This is a genomic window from Candidatus Poriferisodalis sp., assembly GCF_965204125.1.
Classification (GTDB): Bacteria; Actinomycetota; Acidimicrobiia; order Acidimicrobiales; family Poriferisodalaceae; genus Poriferisodalis.
In genome coordinates, this window is sequence record NZ_OZ241968.1 from 935028 (window position 1) to 953878 (window position 18851).

18 protein-coding genes and 1 tRNA gene are annotated in these 18851 nt (G+C 69.0%); 5 read left to right on the forward strand and 14 right to left on the reverse strand.

Going from position 1 to position 18851, the window contains the following annotated elements; all coding sequences use genetic code 11:
• Positions 1-3: 3 nt before the first annotated feature.
• The 3 genes from groL to ACOGXD_RS04480 all read right to left on the reverse strand — a co-directional run bounded on the left by groL (position 4) and on the right by ACOGXD_RS04480 (position 3413).
• On the reverse strand, positions 4-1623 hold the full coding sequence (gene groL, locus ACOGXD_RS04470) for a chaperonin GroEL (protein ID WP_419916715.1): 1620 nt from the start codon (positions 1621-1623) through the stop codon (positions 4-6).
• 115 nt (positions 1624-1738) lie between these two features.
• Positions 1739-2776 carry a glycerate kinase gene (locus ACOGXD_RS04475; protein ID WP_419916716.1) on the reverse strand — a complete coding sequence of 346 codons (1038 nt, stop codon included), beginning with the start codon at positions 2774-2776 and terminating at the stop codon, positions 1739-1741.
• Positions 2777-2789: 13 nt separating this feature from the next.
• Positions 2790-3413 (reverse strand): LytR C-terminal domain-containing protein, encoded by a 624-nt coding sequence (locus ACOGXD_RS04480; RefSeq protein ID WP_419916717.1) that lies wholly within the window; start codon positions 3411-3413, stop codon positions 2790-2792.
• 85 nt (positions 3414-3498) lie between these two features.
• Here ACOGXD_RS04480 and upp point away from each other — a divergent pair, with 85 nt between their 5' ends.
• Positions 3499-4128 carry a uracil phosphoribosyltransferase gene (upp, locus tag ACOGXD_RS04485; protein ID WP_419916718.1) on the forward strand — a complete coding sequence of 210 codons (630 nt, stop codon included), beginning with the start codon at positions 3499-3501 and terminating at the stop codon, positions 4126-4128.
• Here the strand turns inward: upp and ACOGXD_RS04490 are convergent.
• Together ACOGXD_RS04490 and ACOGXD_RS04495 are read right to left on the reverse strand one after the other, a co-directional pair.
• Entirely contained in the window at positions 4113-5084 is a 972-nt protein-coding gene (locus tag ACOGXD_RS04490; protein WP_419916719.1) for a PfkB family carbohydrate kinase, read from the reverse strand. The two genes, upp and ACOGXD_RS04490, sit on opposite strands and share 16 nt — an antisense overlap.
• 19 nt (positions 5085-5103) lie before the next feature.
• Positions 5104-6237: an aromatic ring-hydroxylating oxygenase subunit alpha gene (locus ACOGXD_RS04495; protein ID WP_419916720.1), complete on the reverse strand. Its 1134-nt coding sequence runs from the start codon at positions 6235-6237 to the stop codon at positions 5104-5106.
• Positions 6238-6290: 53 nt separating this feature from the next.
• Between ACOGXD_RS04495 and ACOGXD_RS04500 the strand changes: the two genes are divergently transcribed.
• Positions 6291-7388: an alcohol dehydrogenase family protein gene (locus ACOGXD_RS04500; protein WP_419916721.1), complete on the forward strand. Its 1098-nt coding sequence runs from the start codon at positions 6291-6293 to the stop codon at positions 7386-7388.
• On the opposite strand, the gene ACOGXD_RS04505 is transcribed toward ACOGXD_RS04500, so the two are convergent.
• The 6 genes from ACOGXD_RS04505 to ACOGXD_RS04530 form a co-directional block, all read right to left on the reverse strand.
• Positions 7388-7460, reverse strand: a tRNA-Thr gene (locus tag ACOGXD_RS04505). The genes ACOGXD_RS04500 and ACOGXD_RS04505 overlap by 1 nt on opposite strands.
• Positions 7461-7493: 33 nt before the next feature.
• Positions 7494-8273 carry a 23S rRNA (guanosine(2251)-2'-O)-methyltransferase RlmB gene (gene rlmB / locus ACOGXD_RS04510; RefSeq protein WP_419916722.1) on the reverse strand — a complete coding sequence of 260 codons (780 nt, stop codon included), beginning with the start codon at positions 8271-8273 and terminating at the stop codon, positions 7494-7496.
• A gap of 131 nt (positions 8274-8404) precedes the next feature.
• Entirely contained in the window at positions 8405-8917 is a 513-nt protein-coding gene (gene ispF / locus ACOGXD_RS04515) for a 2-C-methyl-D-erythritol 2,4-cyclodiphosphate synthase (protein ID WP_419916723.1), read from the reverse strand.
• A gap of 11 nt (positions 8918-8928) precedes the next feature.
• Positions 8929-9615, reverse strand: a complete 687-nt coding sequence (locus ACOGXD_RS04520) for an IspD/TarI family cytidylyltransferase (protein ID WP_419916724.1) — start codon at positions 9613-9615, stop codon at positions 8929-8931.
• Positions 9616-9636: 21 nt separating this feature from the next.
• Entirely contained in the window at positions 9637-10413 is a 777-nt protein-coding gene (locus tag ACOGXD_RS04525) for a hypothetical protein (protein WP_419916725.1), read from the reverse strand.
• Positions 10414-10517: 104 nt separating this feature from the next.
• Positions 10518-13019 carry an ATP-dependent Clp protease ATP-binding subunit gene (locus tag ACOGXD_RS04530; protein ID WP_419917350.1) on the reverse strand — a complete coding sequence of 834 codons (2502 nt, stop codon included), beginning with the start codon at positions 13017-13019 and terminating at the stop codon, positions 10518-10520.
• A 110-nt stretch (positions 13020-13129) separates the two neighbouring features.
• Between ACOGXD_RS04530 and ACOGXD_RS04535 the strand changes: the two genes are divergently transcribed.
• The gene (locus tag ACOGXD_RS04535; protein ID WP_419916726.1) at positions 13130-14161 is read left to right on the forward strand and encodes a polyprenyl synthetase family protein; all 1032 of its coding nucleotides are present in this window, start codon (positions 13130-13132) and stop codon (positions 14159-14161) included.
• A 2-nt stretch (positions 14162-14163) separates the two neighbouring features.
• A complete protein-coding gene (gene folP, locus ACOGXD_RS04540) occupies positions 14164-15054 on the forward strand; it encodes a dihydropteroate synthase (RefSeq protein ID WP_419916727.1) in 891 nt (296 codons plus the stop codon).
• Positions 15055-15066: 12 nt separating this feature from the next.
• Here the strand turns inward: folP and ACOGXD_RS04545 are convergent, their stop codons facing one another.
• Positions 15067-16359 (reverse strand): 3-hydroxyacyl-CoA dehydrogenase family protein, encoded by a 1293-nt coding sequence (locus ACOGXD_RS04545; protein WP_419916728.1) that lies wholly within the window; start codon positions 16357-16359, stop codon positions 15067-15069.
• Between the two features lie 9 nt (positions 16360-16368).
• A complete protein-coding gene (locus tag ACOGXD_RS04550; RefSeq protein ID WP_419855231.1) occupies positions 16369-17523 on the reverse strand; it encodes an acyl-CoA dehydrogenase family protein in 1155 nt (384 codons plus the stop codon).
• Between the two features lie 87 nt (positions 17524-17610).
• Between ACOGXD_RS04550 and ACOGXD_RS04555 the strand changes: the two genes are divergently transcribed.
• Positions 17611-18312 (forward strand): PaaI family thioesterase, encoded by a 702-nt coding sequence (locus tag ACOGXD_RS04555; protein ID WP_419916729.1) that lies wholly within the window; start codon positions 17611-17613, stop codon positions 18310-18312.
• On the opposite strand, the gene folK is transcribed toward ACOGXD_RS04555, so the two are convergent.
• The gene (gene folK, locus ACOGXD_RS04560; RefSeq protein WP_419916730.1) at positions 18309-18842 is read right to left on the reverse strand and encodes a 2-amino-4-hydroxy-6-hydroxymethyldihydropteridine diphosphokinase; all 534 of its coding nucleotides are present in this window, start codon (positions 18840-18842) and stop codon (positions 18309-18311) included. The two genes, ACOGXD_RS04555 and folK, sit on opposite strands and share 4 nt — an antisense overlap.
• Positions 18843-18851 lie beyond the last annotated feature (9 nt).

Consider the following 18851-nt stretch of genomic DNA (forward strand, 5'->3'; position numbering starts at 1 on the left):
CCGCTAGAAGTCCATGTCGGGCATGCCGGGAGCGCCGCCGCCGGCATCGGGCTCGTCGCAGATCACAGCCTCGGTGGTGAGGAACAGCGCAGCGATCGACGAGGCGTTCTGCAGCGCCGACAGCGTCACCTTGGCAGCGTCGATCACGCCCGCTGCGACCAGGTCCTCGTACTCGCCGGAGGCAGCGTTGAGGCCCATGGCGCCGTCGAGCTCGCGCACCCGGCTGACCACCACGCCGCCTTCGAGGCCGGCGTTCTCGGCGATCTGCTTCAGCGGTCCGGCCAGCGCGCGCTCCACGAGCCGCGCACCGGTGGACTCGTCGCCGTCGAGGCCGTCCGCAACAGAGCGCACCGCTTCTTCGGCACGCACCAGCGTGACACCGCCGCCGGCCACCACACCAGCCTCGATGGCCGCCTTGGTGGTGCTGACCGCGTCCTCGATGCGGTGCTTCTTCTCCTTCAGCTCGACCTCGGTGGCCGCGCCGACACGCAGCACCGCCACGCCGCCGGACAGCTTCGCCAGCCGTTCCTGCAGCTTCTCGCGGTCGTAGTCGGAGTCGGTGTTCTCGATCTCGTTCTTGATCTGCTCGATCCGGCCGCGCACCTCGGACTCGTCGCCGGAGCCCTCGATGATGGTCGTCTCGTCCTTGGTGACGACCACGCGCCGGGCCGTGCCCAGCAGGTCGAGCGTGGTGTTCTCCAGCTTGAGGCCGACGTCCTCGCTGATGACCTGGCCACCGGTCAGGATGGCCATGTCGGCCAGCATCGCCTTGCGACGATCGCCGAACCCAGGGGCCTTCACGGCCGCCGAGCGGATCGTGCCGCGGATCTTGTTGACCACGAGCGTGGCGAGGGCCTCGCCCTCGACGTCCTCGGCGATGATCACGAGCGGCTTGCCCGCCTGGGTGACCTTCTCGAGCACCGGCAGCACGTCGCGGACCGCGGAGATCTTGCCCTGCATGAACAGCAGGTACGCGTCGTCGAGCACGGCTTCCTGCGAGTCGGGATCGGTGACGAAGTAGGGCGAGATATAGCCCTTGTCGAAGCGCATACCCTCGACCAGATCCATCTCGAGGCCGAACGTCTGCGATTCCTCGACGGTGATGACGCCGTCCTTGCCGACCTTGTCGAATGCGTCGCTGATCAGCTGGCCGATGTCGCCGTCGGCGGCGGAGATGGCCGCCACCTGGGCCACGTGGGTCTTGGAGTCGGTCACGCTGATCGACATGTCCTCGATGGCGCCCACAGCGGCGTCGACACCGGCTTCGATGCCCCGCTTGACGGCCATCGGGTTAGCGCCGGCGGCCACGTTGCGCAGGCCGTCGCGCACCATGGTCCACGCCAGCACGGTGGCCGTGGTGGTGCCGTCGCCGGCGACGTCGTCGGTCTTCTTGGCCACTTCTTTGACCAGCTCGGCCCCGATGCGTTCCACCGGGTCCTCCAGCTCGATGTCCTTCGCGATGGACACGCCGTCATTGGTGATGGTGGGTGCGCCCCACTTCTTGTCGAGCACGACGTTGCGACCCTTGGGCCCCAACGTGACGCGCACGGCGTCGGCGAGCTGGTTCATGCCCGACTCGAGTGCGCGGCGGGCCTCGTCGTCGAACGTGATCATCTTGGCCATATCGGCTGGCTCCTGTCTCGGATGACTCTCGGAAGGGGTGACTGGGCGTCACGGGGCCGCTGCGTTCGCAGCAGCCGTTAGCACTCTAGAGATGAGAGTGCTAACCGCCAACCTTTCACAGGAGACTGGCAGCGAGGTCGGCGGCGGCGTCGCGGGTTGCCGCCAGCGTGTCGCCCATCGACCGCTCGGCCCCGTATCGCTCCGACAGCACCACCAAGCTCGTGGCCGGGGCGTCGCCAGCAGGAGGCGGGCGCCAGTCGGCGAGATCGGTATCGGGGTCGCGAGCTCCCACCACGACGCCCACGGGCACGCTGGCCTCGGCCGCGATCTCCAGAACGCCGCCCACGACCTTCCCGTCGAACGAGCTGGCATCGAGCCGTCCCTCACCGGTGATGACCAGATCGGCGCCTTCGATCGCATCGGGCAGGCCGACCTCGGTGGCGACGACATCGAATCCCGGTGCCAGCTCGGCCCGGAGGCCGGCCGCGAGCCCGCCCGCCAGGCCGCCTGCGGCACCTGCGCCCGGCATCTCGCTGACGTCGATGTCGTAACGCTCGCGGTAGAGGTCCACGAGCCGCTCGAGGCGGCGGGTGAGCAACTCGATCTGCGGCGTCGACGCGCCCTTCTGCGGGCCGAAGATGCGCGCAGCATCGCAGAAGCGGGTACGGACATCGCAGGCCACCACCACCGAGACGCCGGCGAGACGTGCCAGCGGCGACATCGCGTCCAGCGCGCCGAGCCCGCCGTCGGTGGTGGCCGAGCCGCCCACGCCCACGATCACCCGCCGGGCGCCGCTCGCGACCGCTTCTGCTATCAGCTCGCCGGTGCCTGCGGTGGTGGCGGCGAGCGGATCATTTCCCTCCGCGCCGCCTGCCAGCAGCAGCCCGCTCGCGCAGGCCATCTCCACGATCGCGACGTGGCCCTCCAGCCGCCACCCCGCCTCGGTCCGTTCCCGCAAAGGCCCGATCACCAATGAGGTGCGATTCGGGCCGCCCAGCGCGTCGAGCGTGCCCTCGCCGCCATCGGCCACGGGCAGGCAGACAACCTCGACGTGCGTGCCGAGCTGCCGGCGCACGCCATCGGCGATCGCTGCTGCCACCTCCGCAGCGGAGGCAGTGCCGCGGAACTTGTCCGGGCACGCGATGACCCGCATGTCGACTGCTCGGCTACTCAGCCAGATCGGTCCCCAGCGCCAACAGCACGTCGGGCGTCTCGAAGCCTTGCACGGCTGACGTGTCTGCCAGCATCGGGAACACGTCGTTGTCGGCGTCGAGCTCCAACACCCCCGCTATCGCCCGCGCTTCGAGCAGCGAGCCCGGCTGGTAGTAGATGCGCGTCCGGTCGATCGGCGTCCCCACGTAGTTGGTGGGCGTCTTGGTGATGTAGCTCAGCGTCTTGAACCGGTCGGTGAGCCGCCCCGCCGCCCCCCGGACGGTCGTGGAGTTGGCAACCTGCACCGACACCTCGGCCGCCGGCCTCGGCTGGAACGGCTCGGCGCCTGCCGAGGTGGTGTCGGTGGCGGGCGCGGCGGTGACGGTGGTGGCCACAGTGGCGACCGTGCCCGAGCCGGAGTCGCCAGCATCGGCGGGGCCGCTCGTGGGTGTGGGCGCCTCTGTGGCCGTCGGGAGAGTGTCGCCCGGTGCGGCAGGCGGGGCTGTGTCGGTCACGGTCGTGTCGTCTGGATCGTCGACCGAGCGGAGCAGCAGCACGCCCACGACGACGGCAACCAGCACCAGCAGCAACCCGCGCACTGCGGCGCCGCTGTTGGATTCGCCAGCTTGGCTGTTCACGGCTGTGAGCGTAGAAGGAAAGATGCGCTGCCGGGTGTACCCCTCAGTAGTTTGCGAAACGGACCCCGACCGTGAGAGCCAGCCCATGAGTGTCAGCATTGTCGACCACCCAGTAGCCGCAGCCCTGCTCACCCGGCTGCGCGACAAGGACACCGCTGTCGAGGAGTTCCGCCAGCGGCTCGACGCACTGACGTTCCTGCTGGTGTCCGAAGCGCTCACCGATGCGACATCGGTGCCCGAGGCGGTGGAGACGCCGCTCGGGCCCGCCGAAGGCTCGCGCCTCGAGCCGATGCCAGCGATCGTGCCCGTGCTGCGCGCCGGGCTGGGCATGCTCGACGCGGCGCTGCGGCTCCTGCCTGCTGCGCCGGTGGGTTTTGTCGGTATGCGAAGGATCGAGACGTCCGATGGTGTCGGGCACGAGTGCTACCTCGAGTCGCTGCCAGGTGTGCTGGAGGATCGACCGGTGCTGGTGCTCGACCCGATGCTGGCGACGGGCGGCTCGGCGGCCGCGGTGATCCGGGTGCTTGCGGAGTCGGGCGTGGGACCGGTGACGATGGTGTGCACGCTGGCCGCACCCGAGGGGATCGCTGCCCTGCAGAGCAGTGCTGCCGATGTCCGCATCGTGACGGCCGCGGTCGACAGCCACCTCGACGAGCGGGCCTTCATCGTTCCCGGCCTGGGCGATGCAGGCGACCGTCTCTACGGCTCTGCCTGACCGACAGCCTCTTCGAGATCCTGCAGCTGCGCCATCGTCGGCAGGCTGGGCTGAGCGCCGGCGACGGTCACCGCCCAGGCGCCGGCTCGCACAGCCAACTGCGCCGCCTCGGCAACCGTCGCACCCGATGCCATGCCCACCGCGAACGCACCGGCGAACGCGTCACCGGCGCCCGTGGCGTCGACCACAGCGACCCGCGGTGCGGCCACGCTGATCTCCGCGTCGGCATCGGCCGCAGTGTCGGCGGCAGCGGCAGGTGAATCGGGCTGGCCCTGCGCTAGATCAGCTGTTTGCGGCGGGTGAACGACGCAGCCAGCCGCACCCCGCGTCTCCACCAGCACCGCTTCGGGACGCAGCTCGGGCACGCTGCCCTCGGCGTCGGGATGGCGCAACTGCTCGGCTTCGGCGCGATTCACGATGACGAAGTCGGCCAGCGGCAGCACAGCGGGGGCAACGTCGTTGTAGGGGGCCGGGTTCAGCACCACGAACGTGCCGTGCTCGCGGGCGATCTCTGCTGCGGCCCGGGCCGCGGCGGCGCTCACCTCGCCCTGCAGCAGCAGCGCATCGGCCGCGCCGATCTCGTTGGCGGCTGCCTGCACGCCCCCGGCATCCAGCGATGCGTTGGCACCCGCAGCCACCACGATCGACACGTCATCGGGATCGACGGTGATCACCGCCAAGCCGGTTGGAACATCTGCGCTGGCCACATACCGGCAGTCGATCCCCTCTGCCTCCAGGCCGGAGCGCAGCCACCGGCCCTGCTCGTCGTCGCCGACCCTGCCGACCATGACCACCTGCGCGCCCAGCCGGGCCGCGGCCACTGCCTGGTTGGCGCCCTTGCCGCCACGGAACCATGCGATGCGATCAGCGTGCATCGTCTCGTCGGGTGACGGGCGCCTCGGCACCCACAGCGTCACATCAGCGTTCAGGCTCCCGACAACAGCGATCCGCGGCACGCCTGAGGGTGTCACCGGTTCAGCGCCCGTTCGATGCCCGTTCGTGGCCGAGCGCCGACAGCAGCAGCGTTGCGAGATGGTCCACAGCGTCCTCGCTGTGCACCGAAGCGATGCCGGACTGCTCGGTCACCAGCGGCCCAGGCCGGTAGCCGCGGCTGCGGATGCCGCGCTGGGTCGATTCGACCAGCTTCAGGTCTTCGGACACCGTCGTGTTCCAGTCGAGGTCGATGATCTCGCGCAGCTCATCGGTCGGCTCGGCGACATCGAACCACCACTCCCGCACCAGCAGCGTCCGATCCGGCGCGCACGGCATCCAGCGGTACGTGTTCACGGCCTGGCCCGGATACACCTGGATCGACGAAGCCGGCCAGATGTAGAACGCGGCATAGTCGTCGCTGGCGACCGGGCGCGTATAGGTGGAACGTTCGCCCTCGACGCCTCTGGCCGTATGGCGGATCACCCTGCCGCTGGGCGTGACCCGGTAGCTGGCGGGGTCGACCACGCCGGAGGTGAACGATCGATGCACGTTCGGGCAGTGATAGCACTCGTTGTAGTTCTCCACCGCGATCTTCCAGTTGGCTGCGATGAGGTGGGTCCGGCGCCACGTCAGCATGCGCGTCGGTGATTGCGGGGCAAGCGCCAGGACCTCGTCGCCGACGCCGGGGGCGTGCTCGGCCAGCGGGGTCGCGCCGGCATCCGTATTGACGAACACGAAGCCAGCGAGCTCGTCGACGGCGACAGGCGGCAGGCAGATCTCGCCGACATCGCGGCTGCGCGCGCTGAGCAGGGTGCCGTCCAGCCCGTACACCCAGGCGTGATACGGGCACATGATGACGCCCGGAGTCTCGGCGACATCGCCGCCCGGCTGCTGCGGCGGGAACAGCTCGTGCCCCCGGTGCTGGCACACGTTGAAGAAGGCGCGGATCTGGCCGCCGTCGTTGACCACGAAGACTGGCTCGTCGCCGACCGTCGCCGTGAGCACCTGGCCGGGTTCGCTCACCTGGCTGCGGTGACCCACGAGGTGCCAGGACCGGGCGAACACTGTGTCCAGCTCGACCGCGAGGATCTCGGGATCGGTGTAGTAGCGAGCTGCCAGCGCGCTTCGCCCAGCCGCATCGGTCGCACTGGGCACCGGTGTCTGGCGGGCTGCCACTGAACGGTATTGTGCCGCGTCCCGATGGCCGCCTGTGACCCCCGCGAGAGCGAATGAACCCGCCGAACACCATGCGTGCCGCGCTGCTGGTGGGTCACGGCGGGCCCGAGATGCTGCAGGTGCGCGACGACGTGCCGGTTCCGGTGCCGGGTCCCGATGAGGTACTCATTGCGGTGGCGGCGTGCGGCATCAACAACACCGACATCAACACGCGGGTCGCCTGGTACAGCAAGTCGGTGACAGCGGCTACATCGGGCGAGGGCTACGCCGACGCGGATGCAGCAGATTCCACTTGGGGCGGCAGGGGTGTCGCGTTTCCCCGCATCCAGGGTGCCGATGTCGTCGGACGGGTGGTGGCCAGCGGGGATCGTTCCGATGCGGACCTGATCGGCCGGCGGGTCATGGTGGAGCCCTGGTTGAAGGACCTCACCGACCCGAGCGACCGCAGCAAGGCGCGCTATCTCGGCAGCGAGGTCGACGGCGGCTTCGCGGAGTACGTCGCGGTGCCTGCCGTCAACGCCTATCCGATCGGCGCCGATCTGTCTGATGCCGAGCTGGCAACGTTTGCCTGCGCCTCCTCGACGGCTGAGCACATGCTCCAGCGCATCGGGCTCACCAGCGGCGAGAGCATTGCGGTTCCTGGTGCGAGCGGTGGCGTGGGCTCGGCACTGGTGCAGCTCGCGAGGCGGCGAGGCGCACGTGTGGTGGCGATTGCCGGCGCTTCCAAGGCAACGCAGGTGCTCGAACTCGGGGCGGATGCGGTGGTGCCGCGCCAGGGCCCTGATCACGATGTCGCGGCGGCGGTCGAAGCCAACGGCGGCCCGTTCGACGCCGTGGCCGACGTGGTGGGTGGCGATGCCGTGGGGCTGTGGCTCGACGCGCTGGCAGGCCGCGGGCGCTATGTCACCTCGGGCGCCATTGCCGGACCCATCGTCGAGGTGGATCTGCGGACGGTGTACCTCAACGATCTGGACCTGTTCGGCGCCACGATCTACGGGCCGAGACTGTTCGCGGACCTCGTCGGCTACATCGAGCGGGGCGAGATCCGCCCGGTGCTCGGCGGCACGTTTCCCCTCGAGCGCATTCGGGAGGCACAGGAGGCCTTCGTGCGCAAGGAGCACTTCGGCAACCTGGTGATCACGCTGTCGTGAGCCCGAGGTGGGAATCGAACCCACAACCCCCGCTTTACAAGAGCGGTGCTCTGGCCGTTGAGCTACTCGGGCGCCGGTCCCAGCGTATGGCCGGCGCCCCGGATTTCAGGGCGCATTTCGGGTGCGGGCGATGTCGAACAGGGCCACGGCGGCCGCCGCTGCCACATTGAGCGATTCGATGCGCCCGAGCACCGGGATCGACACCACTTGGTCGCACCGGCGCTCCACCAGCGCCGACAGTCCCCGGCCTTCGGCGCCCAGCACCAACACCAGCGGCTCGTCGCCGACCCGCAGCGACTCGAGCCCGTCCGGCGCGTAGCCGTCGAGACCGATGGCCCACAGCCCGGCATCGCGGAGCTTGGCGAGCGCAGCGGGCAGGCCGCCGACCAGCGCAATCGGCAGGTACTCGATGGCACCCGCAGCGGCCTTCGCCGCGGCTGGCGTGAGGTTGGCCGAACGGTGGCTGGTGAGCACGACACCGGTAGCGCCGGCGACCTCTGCCGTGCGCAGGATGGCGCCGAGGTTGCCCGGGTCGGTGACGCCGTCGGTCGCCACGACGAGCGGCAGCGTGTTCCCCGCAGGTCTGGCCAGCTCTTCCAGCGGCACGGGCTGAACGGCAGCGGCCTTGGCGATCACGCCCTGCGGTGCGGCGGTGAGCGCTGCCTCGTCCAGCTTGCGGCGGGTGACCTCGCGCACCGGCACCCGCCGGTCGCCGGCGAGATCGACGATCTCGGCCAGCGTGGCCGCCGAGTGCGCATCCTCGGAGATCAGCACCTCGTGCACCTTGCGCTTGCCGGCCCGCAGCAGCTCGCGCACCGCCTGCCGACCTTCGACGTGGTCGCCGCCAAGACCCTTCGGCCGCGACTGCGGCCGACCAGCCTGCACCTGATTCGCACCACCCCGCTGCTGTCTCCCGTGTCCGCGACCTGGAGAACGATTGCTGCGCTCGCTGCGTTGGGGAGCAGACCCCCGCCCGCGGCGTGAAGGAGCGCCACGCCGCTCGCCCCGTTCTGCGCTCATTGTTGGCGTCCGACAACTACGAGTGCCACGGCATGTGCCACGATCCCGTCGGCATTGCCCAGCCCTTCGGTTCGCTTGCCGCAGACCGTGACCGGTCCGCCGGCTGCTCTGCCGAGCCGCTCCTGCATCTGATCGCGATGCGGGGCGATCATCGGCCGGTCGCAGATCACCGTGCAGTCGGCATTCGCCAACATCCAACCGCCCTCCGCGAGCAGCGCCGAGACCCGCCGCAGCATCTCGATGCTGTCAGCACCCCGCCAGCGCTCATCGCTGTCAGGAAACTGCGTGCCGATATCTCCAAGTCCAGCAGCACTCAACATCGCATCGATCACCGCATGAGCAACAACATCGGCATCGCTGTGGCCCACCAGCGGCCGTTCACCGGGAAACCGAACCCCGCCGAGCACCAGCGTCCGATCAGCCTGCGTGTCAGCACCAGCATACGGATGAGCGTCATACCCATGCCCCACCCGCATCGCCGGTCCAGCCCCGCCGTCAGCAGCACTCACGCCAGTTGACGCTAGAGCCCGCCGCCCGAGTCGAGGCCACCCAGCAGAGCCTCCACGACAACAAGATCTGCGGCAGTAGTGACCTTGTGCGCCGCCGCGTCGCCCGGCACCGCCATCACGGTGCCGCCTGCAGCCTCCACCAGCGCAGCATCATCAGTGGCCTCAGGCTCTCCAGCATGCGCCGCCACCAGCACTTCCCGCCGAAACGCCTGCGGCGTCTGCACCCCAAACAACCCCGAACGATCCACCGTCCCAGCAACAACTCCCCCCGAGTCACCCCACTCCGGCACCCGCTTCAGCGTGTCGCTCACCGGCAGCGCCGGCACAGCAGCATCAACCCCACCCCGAACAGCAGCAATCACGCGCTCAAACAACCCCACCGAAGCCCCCGGCCGAGCAGCGTCATGACAAACCACCACATCAACATCATCCGGCAAAGTCCCCAACCCAGCCCGAACCGACCCCGACCGAGTCCCCCCACCCTCGACAATCACATCGACGCCGGTGTACGGCCCCCCGACCATCGACGGCGCAACGACCAGCGTCACCCCATCACACGCCACCCCAGCGGCCTCAACGCTCCAAGCAACCATCGACCGCCCAGCAACAGAAACCATCACCTTCGAAGCCCCGTCAGCCCCCGCACCAAACCGAGTCCCCGCCCCGGCGGCTAACACCAGCGCCCAAGTCCGAGCCACCCAACAAGTCTGCCCCGGCTGCTAGCGGAAAGTCAGCCCGCGCCGGCGACGCCGACCCCGAAGAGCAACAACAAGCACAACCAAGACGATCAAACCGAGAACAATCCACCAGACCACCGCAATCCGAACCCCCCGAGAAGCCCGCTCAGCCAGCCGCTCAGCCTCCGCCTCAGCCGCAGCAAGCTCAGCATCCAGCAGCTCACCCGAAACCCGCAGCTCCCGAACACCCCCCTCGTTCAACATCATCACCCCATCAACAGGCAGGCTCCCAGCCCCCTGAGGAACGGTCGCCCGCACCACCAGCGTCACCAGCTCGTCAAGCGGCGCCCCCGCCCGCGCCTCAACCTCGGCAATCGGCAACCCGAACAGCTCGCCTTCCAACGCATCAGCAGTAGCCGGATTCACCAGCCCGGCCACCGGACGGTCCAAGCCGACGGTCACCGTCAGGTCGTACCTCACCTGCGCCCCATCGCGCGAGCCCACGAACGTCGCCGACCGGAACAAGCCCGCTGAGCCATCCGCAGGCCGGTCGATCTCCGCGAGCACCTCTGCCAACTCGGCAGGCGAGGAGAAGCGCTTGGCTGCCACCACCCGGAGGCGCTCGCCCGCGGGCGTCTGCTCGCCGAACTGCCGGACGTCCCACCCGACCAATCCGTCAGTCACGATGAGCTCGCCCAGGTCGGGCACCCACCGCATCACCTCTTCGTCGAACGTGATCTCGACGGTGACCTCGCCGGCGCCGTCATGCGCGATGTCGATGTCGACGACGATGTCGACCCGGCAGCCCGCCGCCAGCACCAGTACGGCGACGCCAGCCAGCGCGGCGCTGAGCGCGCGCCAGCGCGGATTCTGGCAAGCGTCAGTCCCGGGCGAACCGCACGCAGGTATTCGCCGGAACACGCTTACTCGGCGGTTGCGGCCTCTTCGAGCTCGATCGGCCCGGGGTCGAAGCCCTCGATGGCACGGAACACGATCTCGTCGTCCTCGACGTCGACCACGATGATCTCGCCGGCGTGGAACTCCTTGTAGAGGATCCGCTCGCTGAGCGCGTCCTCCACATGATGCTGCAGCGCACGGCGCAGCGGCCGGGCGCCCAGCTGCGGGTCGTACCCGGTGCGCGCCAGCCATTCCTTGGCGGCGTCGGTGAGCTCCAGGCCCAGGCCCTGCGCCCGAAGCTGGTCGGAGGTGCGCTTGATCATCAGGTCGACGATCTGCACCACTTCTTCGATGCTCAGCTCGTGGAAGACGATGGTGTCGTCGATGCGGTTCAGGAACTCCGGCCGGAAGTGCGCCTTGAGCGCATCGTTGACCTTTTCCTTCATCCGGTCGTAGCTGGCGTCTTCATCGGCGGTCGCGAAGCCCACACGCGCCTTGCGCAGGTCTGCGGTGCCCAGGTTCGAGGTCATGATGAGCACGGCGTTGCGGAAGTCGACCGAGCGGCCCTGCGCGTCGGTCAGCCGGCCCTCTTCCAGGATCTGCAGCAGCGTGTTGAACACGTCGGGGTGGGCCTTCTCGATCTCGTCGAACAGCACCACCGAGAACGGCTTGCGGCGTACCGCTTCGGTGAGCTGGCCGCCCTCGTCGTAGCCGACGTACCCGGGCGGGGCGCCCACGAGCCGGCTCACGGTGAACTTGTCCATGTACTCGGACATGTCGAGGCTGATGAGCGCTCCCTCGTCACCGAACAAGAACTCGGCCAGCGTCTTGGCCAGCTCGGTCTTGCCGACGCCCGACGGGCCCAGGAAGATGAACGAGCCGCCGGGCCGCTTGGGGTCTTTCAGGCCGGCGCGGGTGCGGCGGATGGCCTGGCTGACCGCCTTGATGGAGTCGTGCTGGCCGATGACCCGCTTGTGCAGCTCGTCTTCCATCTTGAGGAGCTTCTGGGTTTCCTCCTCGGTGAGCTTGTACACCGGGATGCCGGTCCAGATGGACAGCACCTCAGCGATGCCCTCCTCGTCGACTTCGTCGAACAGGTCGTGCCCCTCCGAGCGAGCTTGGGCCATCACCTCGGTCCGCCGTTCGAGCAGCTCCTTCTCCTCGTCGCGCAGCGCCCCGGCGGTCTCGAAGTCTTGCGATTCGACCGCCTGCTTCTTGCGCTCGGTGACATCGGCCAGCTTCGTCTCGATCTCCTTGAAGTCGGGCGGCGTCGACATGCGCTTGATGCGCAGGCGCGACCCGGCCTCGTCGATGAGGTCGATGGCCTTGTCGGGCAGGTGGCGGTCGGCGATGTAGCGATCGGCCAGGTTCGCCGCAGCCACGAGGGCCTGGTCGGTGATGGTGACCCGGTGGTGCTGCTCGTAGCGGTCGCGCAGCCCCTTGAGAATCTCGATGGTGTGGCTGAGCGTGGGCTCGTCGACGGTGATCGGCTGGAAGCGGCGCTCGAGCGCTGCGTCTTTCTCGAGGTACTTGCGGTACTCCTCGAGCGTGGTGGCACCGATGGTCTGCAGCTCGCCGCGGGCCAGCATCGGCTTGAGGATCGACGCGGCGTCGATCGCGCCCTCTGCGGCGCCGGCGCCGACGAGGGTGTGCAGCTCGTCGATGAACAGGATGATGTCGCCGCGGGTGCGAATCTCCTTGAGGACCTTCTTCAGGCGCTCCTCGAAGTCGCCGCGGTAGCGGGAACCGGCTACAAGCGCGCCGAGGTCGAGCGTGTAGAGCTGCTTGTCGCGCAGCAGCTCGGGGACGTCGTTGTTGACGATCTTCTGGGCGAGACCCTCCACGATGGCGGTCTTGCCCACGCCGGGCTCGCCGACGAGCACCGGGTTGTTCTTGGTGCGGCGCGACAGCACCTGCATGACGCGCTCGGTCTCGCGCAGCCGGCCGATGACCGGGTCGAGCTTCTTGGCCCGGGCATCCGCGGTGAGGTTGCGTCCGAACTGGTCGAGCACCAGCGAGCCGCTCTGGCCGCCCTGCTCGCTGCCTTGGCCCGACGAGGCGCCGACGGTCTCGCGGCCGCCGCTCGAGCCGCTGTAGCCGGAGAGCTGCTGTATGACCTCTTGGCGGACCTTCGACAGGTCGGCGCCGAGCTTGACCAGCACTTGCGCGGCCACGCCCTCGCCTTCACGGATCAAGCCGAGCAGCACGTGCTCAGTGCCGATGTAGTTGTGGCCGAGCTGCAGCGCTTCACGCAGCGACAGCTCGAGCACCTTCTTCGCTCGCGGCGTGAAGGGGATGTGTCCGCTGGGCGACGAGCTGCCCTGCCCGATGATCTCTTCCACCTGGCTGCGCACGGCCTCGAGCGAGATGCCCAGCGACTCGAGTGCTTGGGCGGCCACGCCCTCGCCCTCGTGGATCAGACCCAGCAGGATGTGCTCGGTGCCGATGTAGTTGTGATTCAGCAGGCGCGCTTCCTCTTGCGCCAACACCACCACTCGGCGAGCCCGATCGGTGAAGCGTTCGAACACTGGGCCCTCCCGGATTGAGCCCGGCACACGGTGCCGAAGGTCTCCTGAGCGCAGTGTAACGATGCCCTGCCGCATCGCTCCTTGCTGTCGCTGTCGTTTACGGTTGCGCCGTGGCGACCCTTTCCCCGTTGCAGGCCCGGCCCGATGCCGACGCTGATCTGGCCCGTGTGGAGACGGCCCTGCGCGCCGCGGCGGTCACCGGCGACGAGTTCCTCACCGAGGTGACCTCGCACCTGATCCCCGCGGGCGGCAAGCGGCTGCGACCCGCGTTCGTCATCGCGTCGGCGCTCGCGCTCGATCCTGACGGCGCTGCGCCCGATGCGGTCACCGATGACATGGTCTGCGGCGGCGTTGCCGTGGAGCTGGTGCACCTGGGCTCGCTGTACCACGACGACGTCATGGACGACGCCGAGACGCGGCGCGGCATCGAGGCGGTGAACCACCGCTGGGGCAACCTGAAGGCGATCCTGGCCGGCGACTTCCTGCTGGCCAAGGCGTCGGAGCTGGCAGCGTCGCTGGGCACCGAGGTGGCCGCCCTGCTGGCCGCCACCATCGGCCGGCTGTGCGAGGGGCAGGTGCGCGAGCTGCAGCTCATCTATGACCGGCGCCGCACCGAAGACCAGTACTTCCTGGCCATCCAGGGCAAGACTGCCGAGCTGTACGCAACGTCGTGCCGCATCGGCGGGCTGGTGGCGGGCGTCGACTCCGAGACCCTGGACCGGCTGAACAGCTTCGGGCTCGCCTACGGCATGGCGTTCCAGATCGTCGACGACGTGCTCGATCTGGTGGCCTCCGACGAGGAACTCGGCAAGCCCTCGGGCAACGACCTGCGCGAGGGCGTGTACACGCTGCCGGTGATCCGGATGCTGGCGGACGGGCAGGCGGACGGTGAGCGCCTGAGCGAGCTGCTCGGCGAGCCGCTGGACGACGACCGGCGGGATCGGGCCCGGGCGATCGTGGTGGACGGTCCCGAGATCGCCAGCTCGGTGCAGACCGCGCAGCGCTATGTGGCCGCGGCCCTCGATGCGCTGGCACCGCTCGACGCCACACCTGGGGTGGTCGGCCTACGTGCGGCGGCGTCGAACCTGCTCAGCGCGCTGCCCTCGTCGGCCGGGGCTGCAGCCGCCGCGGGCGCCGATTGAGCGTGGCCGGGCCGCACATGCAGCCGGGCTGGCCGATCCGGCGCCGTTACCGGCATGGTTGGTGGGATCCCGGCCGCGGACCGTGCTGGGAGTGGGGCACCCGCACATTCGTCATGGGCATCATCAACGCCACGGAAGACTCGTTCTCGGGCGACGGCGTCGCGGACCGGCTCGACGAGGCCCTGGCCCTGGCGCGGGAGCTGGTAGCAGCCGGAGTGGACATTATCGACATCGGCGGTGCGTCCAGCCGGCCCGGCGCCGAGCCCACGCCACTGGAGGTGGAGCGGCGCCGCGCCGTTCGGGTCATCGGCGCCGTCCGGGCCGAGTTGGAGCGGATCGGAGCCGACCTTCCGATCTCGGTCGACACCACCTGGGCCGATGTGGCGGCTCCCGCCCTCGATGCCGGCGCGTCGGTCGTGAACGACATCACCGGATTCCGTCTCGATCCCGGCATGGCGCCGCTCGTAGCCGAGCGCGGGGCGGCCGCAGTCATCATGCACAACCAGCGCGGCAGGCCCCATACCGACCTCGTCGCCGATGTGACGACCGGGCTGGAAGCCAGCCTGCAGATCTGCGCCGATGCCGGCGTGGGCACTGATCGGATCATCGTCGACCCCGGCTTCGGATTCGGGTTCGGCGTGTCGCAGAACCTCGAGATGATGCGGCGCCTGCCTGAGATGTGGGCACTGGAGCTGCCGGTGCTCATCGGCACATCGCGCAAGTCCACGATCGGCGCCGTCACCGACACCAAGCCCGGCGATCGTCAGTTCGGGACGGCGTCCACCATCGTGGCTGCCATCTGTGCGGGCATCGACGTGGTGCGTGTGCACGACGCTGCCGAGATGATGCAGGCGATCCGGATGACCGACGCCATCGTCCGCCCCGCCCCCTGAGGAGCTGGCGGGTCAGCTCTCGACTGGTGCGACCGTGCCGTCGGGCATGAGTTGAGTGCGGGTGCCGTCGGCGGTCTCGCTGTAAAAGGTGGACCGGCCGGAGGCTTCGAGCGTGGCGAGCATGGCCGGCAGCGGGGCGTCGACGCTGCGCAGGAACTCGATCACCCGGGCGGGGCCGAGGTGGTCGAGCATCTCGAACGGGCCGTGCACCCAGTTGAATCCCCAGCGGATGGCGTTGTCGACGTTCGCGATGTCGTCGGCGATCTCGGGCACCAGGTCGGCCGCGTAGGCCAGCGTGCCGCCGAAGATGTGCCGAGCCAGCTCGCCCTGTGGGGAGTCGGCAAACATCACCTCGCCCAGGTCTGCGGGCACGCCCTCGAGATCAGGCGCAGAGACGGCACGCCATTCGCCGGTCAGGAGATCGAACGTCTCGGCCTTGCGTGACCCGTCGTCGAGCTTGGTCCGCCGGCTGAAACCGCCGCCGGTCTTGCGGCCGAGCTGTCCCCGGTCGGCCATGTCTTGTTCCGCTGCGGGAAACGCAGTGAACTCGAGCCCCCGGTCGCCTGCCGGCAGGTTCTGGGCCAGGTTGGCGCCCACCAGCTCCATGACGTCGAGGCCGATGAGATCGATGAGCCCGTACAGGCCCGTGGGCGGCAGCCCGACCGGCGCGCCCAGCACGGCGTCGATGGTCTCCTGGGTCATGCCGTCGGCCAGAAACGGCTTGGCCATGTGCAGGCCCGACAGCATGAAGAAACAGCCGATGCGGTTGCCGATGAAGTTGACGGTGTCCTTGGCGTGCACCACGCCCTTGCCGAGACGCTCGGCGCCGAATCGGGCGAAGGCGTCGATCACCTCGGGCTCAGTGTCCTCGCCGGGCACCAGCTCGAACAGCTTCATCACCCGCACGGGGTTGAAGAAGTGGGTGATCGCCACATCTCGGCGGAAGCGCTCGCTCATGCCGTCGGAGATCTGGCGCAGGGGAATGCCCGAGGTGTTCGACGAGATCACCGAGCCGTCGCTGCGCGCTGCTTCGAGCCGCTCGAACAGCTCGCGCTTGGTGGCCAGATCCTCGATGACTGCTTCGCACACCCAGTCGTAGCCGGCGATGTCGTCGAGCCGGTCGTCGACCGTGCCGATGCTGACCAGATCCCGGCATTCGGGGTCGACGCCGTCCAGCGCACGCTGCGCCGCGGCCTCGTCGCTGTCGAGCACGAGCACCCGGCACCCCGCCGCTGCAGACGCGGCGGCGATGCCGGCGCCCATCGTGCCCGCGCCGATGATCGCTACTGAACTGATCTCACGCATGGCCTCTGCCTATCGGGTGCCGGAGACTTCGCGGCCGATGATCTCCTTCATGATCTCGGTGGTGCCGCCGTAGATGGTCTGGATCCGGGCGTCCGCGTACGCCTTGGAGATCGGGAACTCGCTCATGTAGCCGTAGCCGCCGAACAGCTGCAGGCAGCGGGTGATGAGCCGCAGCTGCATCTCGGTCACCCACCACTTGGCCTCGGCGGCATCGGTGGCGGTGAGCTCGCCGGCATTGAGCGCCTCGATCTGCCGGTCCACGAACACCCAAGCAATGTCCAGCTCGGTCTTCATCTCGGCCAGCTCGAAGCGGGTGTTCTGGAACGAGGCGATGGTCTGTCCGAACGCCGTGCGCTCGCCGACGTAGTCCACCGTCCAGTCGAACGCAGCCTGCGCGTGCGCCACCCCGCCCACCGCGATCGACAGGCGCTCCTGGGGCAGGTTCCGCACCAGGTGCAGGAACCCGTTGCCCTCGCCGCCGAGCAGGTTCTCCTCGGGCACGAACACGTCGTCGAAGAACAGCTCCGCCGTGTCCTGGGACTTCAAGCCCAGCTTGTCGAGATTGCGGCCCCGCTCGAAGCCCTCCATGCCCTCCTCCAGCACGATCAGCGACATGCCCCGGTGCTTCTCGGTGGGGTCGGTCTTGGCCGCCACGATCACCAGGTCGGAGTTGATGCCGTTGGTGATGAACGTCTTGGCGCCGTTCACCACGTAGCCGTCGCCCGAGCGCACCGCCGTGGTGGTGATCGAGGCCAGATCGGAGCCGGTCCCCGGCTCGGTCATGGCGATGGCGCTCATCAGCTCGCCGCTGGCGAGGCCCGGCATCCAGCGTTCGGCCTGCTCGTCATTGCAGAGGTTGATGAAATACGGCAGGCAGATGTCGTTGTGCAGCGTCATGCACTGCCCCGAGCTGGCCGCGCCCGACGCGTGGACTTCCTCGTTGACGATGGCGTTGTAGCGGAAGTCGAGAACCCCGCCGCCGCCGTACCGCTCGTCGACGGCCGTGGCCAGCAAGCCCACATCACCCGCCTTGCGGAACATGGCCTTGTCGATCTTGCCGTCGGCTTCCCATTTCTCGTGGTTGGGGACGATCTCGCGCTCCACGAAGGCTTTGGCCGTCTCGCGGAACATCTCGTGCTCGTCGTCGAAGATGGTGCGCCGCATGAGGCGAGCGTATGCCGCCGCGCTGCGGCGAGCCACGGCCGGCCGCGGCGGGCAGGCGTCGGGCCTGCACAGATAGCGTCTCGGCCCGTGACCGAGCACGACTCACCGAGCGATCTCGGCGCCACGGTCGAGCCCGGTTACGACTGGAGCGCGGTCGAGCGAGCGGCTGCCGCGATGCGACGGCTGAACCAGGCGCTGGCGAACCGGCGGGTCGACGACGAGGTGCTCGACGAGATCACGGCCACGGTCAAGGCCACCGCGGCGCGGCTGGAGCAGGGCACGCTGCGGGTGAAGATCGACGACATGCTCTCGCGGCCCTACCTCCGCGAGATCTACGAGGGGCAGTACTTCCCGCTGCCGCTCGAACCCGGCGACGAGATCGAGTTCGACCCGTTCTCGATCGGCGGCGGCACGCTGCATCCGGCTTCGGTGAACGTCAGGTACTTCAAGGAATCCGACGACGCCGTGACCGGCGAGGCGGTGGTGGACCCCATGTTCGCCGGGCCGCCCGAGCGCACCCACGGCGGCGTGGTGGCGCTGATCATCGACGAACTGATGGGGGCGCTGAACCGCATGCGGGGCCGGCAGGCATATACCGGCCGGCTCACCGTTCATTACCGTGCCGCGACCCCGCTGGACGTACCGCTGCGTCTGCGGGCGTGGATCGAGAGCACGTCGGGCCGCAAGATCGTCCAGCACGCCGAGGTGCATGGCCCCGAAGGCCTCTGCGTCAACGCTGAGGGCCTGTTCATCCTGCGAGCCGACGCGCCGCCGATTCCCGAGGGCTAGTCCTGCCGTTGCTCCGGCGAGGCGGTGGCGAGCTGGTGCAGCAGCTCGACGGTGCCGACGTACTCGCAGTCTTGGTCGGCGACGGCTGACAGTTCGCCGAGCGTGACCAGCTCGGGTGCCAGCTCTGCGAGGGGGTCGAGCACGAATCGGCGCTCGCGTAGGCGGGGGTGCGGGATCTGCAGCTCGGGGTCGCGCATCTCCACGTCGCCGAACAGCAGTACGTCGACGTCGAGCGTGCGCGGGCCCCAGCGTTCACGGCGCACCCGCCGTGCCGCGGCTTCGAGGGCTTGGCAGCGGGCCAGCAGCTCGTAGGGGCCGTCGGGCACCGACAGCTCGGCCACGAGGTTCAGGAACTCCGGCTGTTCGGGGCCGATCGGCGCGCTGCGGTACACGCCCGACACGGCCACGAGCACGCCAGCGGCATCCAGCGAGTCGAGGGCATCTGCTAGTTGTGCAGCGGGATTGCCGATGTTGGCACCCAGCCCCACAAAGGCCCGCACGCCGGGCGGGCTCACCAGCTCAGGTTCCACCGGCAAGTC